Annotated in this window: 1 protein-coding gene and 1 pseudogene; both read right to left on the bottom strand. The window is 62.8% G+C overall.

Annotation, left to right across the window (positions count from 1 at the left end; genetic code table 11):
• A pseudogene (locus tag Ae505Ps2_RS33890) lies at positions 1-153 on the bottom strand (IS5/IS1182 family transposase); the annotation flags it as partial.
• Between the two features lie 745 nt (positions 154-898).
• On the bottom strand, positions 899-1,090 hold the full coding sequence (locus tag Ae505Ps2_RS29525) for a hypothetical protein (RefSeq protein WP_075554406.1): 192 nt from the start codon (positions 1,088-1,090) through the stop codon (positions 899-901).
• Positions 1,091-1,184 lie beyond the last annotated feature (94 nt).

The raw sequence follows: 1,184 nt of genomic DNA, 5'->3' as shown, positions 1-1,184 counted from the left end.
CCAGCGGATCACCAGCACTGCCTGGGCGAACGGGGTCAACGCCCGCCGCCGGGTGCCACGTCGACGGCGTTGAAGGACCAGGAGCCGCGCCAGATAGGCCACGGTGCGCTCCCCGATCGGGAGGACAGCGGTGTAGGTGACAGGATCAGACATGCAGGACCTCGGTGACGGTGTCGATCTGTGCTGGACCGAACCGATCTACCGGGGTCCTGCCCCGTTCCCGCTCATCTCACCACCCTCGGCGTGTCGCCACGACCTGCCACCCCGCTACTGAGAACACCTCGTTGTCTACAACCTAGTTCTCATCTCCGATTTTCACCCCACTAGAAAGGGAGAGGACTGTCATTGCTGTCATGATCTTGTATCGTCGCAGGTCAAACCCGGTATCAGGGCGATGACAGCAACCATGACAGCAGCGCCGACACCCCTGTTTTGCTGTCATTGAGCCTTTTTCAACCTGACCGAGGACCCGCCGCGAAGCGGCGGCAGGGGCCCCGTCGGCAGCGGCCAGATCCCCGATGATGCAGGTCAGGCCGCCGCGTGGTCACGGTCCGGGGAGGCCCACTCGACGGCTTGACCAGCACAAACGCCAGGTTGAAAAAGGCTCATTAAGCGTGTGAGACCTGGGTTTAGCGTGAGGTGCTGATACCTAACTTGACCTGGGCAGATAGGTTCCTGGCTCTATGTCTAGATCTTGTTGTGACGCGGGGTCCGATACCTAACTTGAACTGGGGAAACAGGACCACATGAAGACGGCCCCGCATCTTCTCCTCCGCGGGCTACTTGGTAGCGCGGTGGAGTGAAGCGGGGCCGTCGAGGGGGCGTTGTGGATCTTGGCGGGTGTGCTGATACCTGATTTGACCTGCGATGACAGTAGGCGTGACGGTGGCTTGGCGGGTTACTTCTCGCGCTTGAGTGCGTCGCGGTGGTCGGCGAGGTCGTCGGCGATGGTGTCGCGGAAGGTGGTGTCGCTGATGAGTCGGCGGGTGGCGACGCGCATGAGGTGCTGGACGTAGAGGCGCTGCTTGTCGGTGTCGCGGCCGATCTTGCGTCCGATGACGCCGGCGAGTCGCTCTAGTGCGTTGACCACGAACGTTCACCGGTTTGGCGACACGCCGGGTGATGTCCCGGTCGAGCAGGTCGGGAACTCCCACTCTCGGCGCTGAGGTTGCGTCGGCGGCGGG

The sequence above is a fragment of the Pseudonocardia sp. Ae505_Ps2 genome (assembly GCF_001932425.1).
Lineage (GTDB): Bacteria > Actinomycetota > Actinomycetes > Mycobacteriales > Pseudonocardiaceae > Pseudonocardia.
This window is presented reverse-complemented; position numbering and strand designations above follow the sequence as displayed.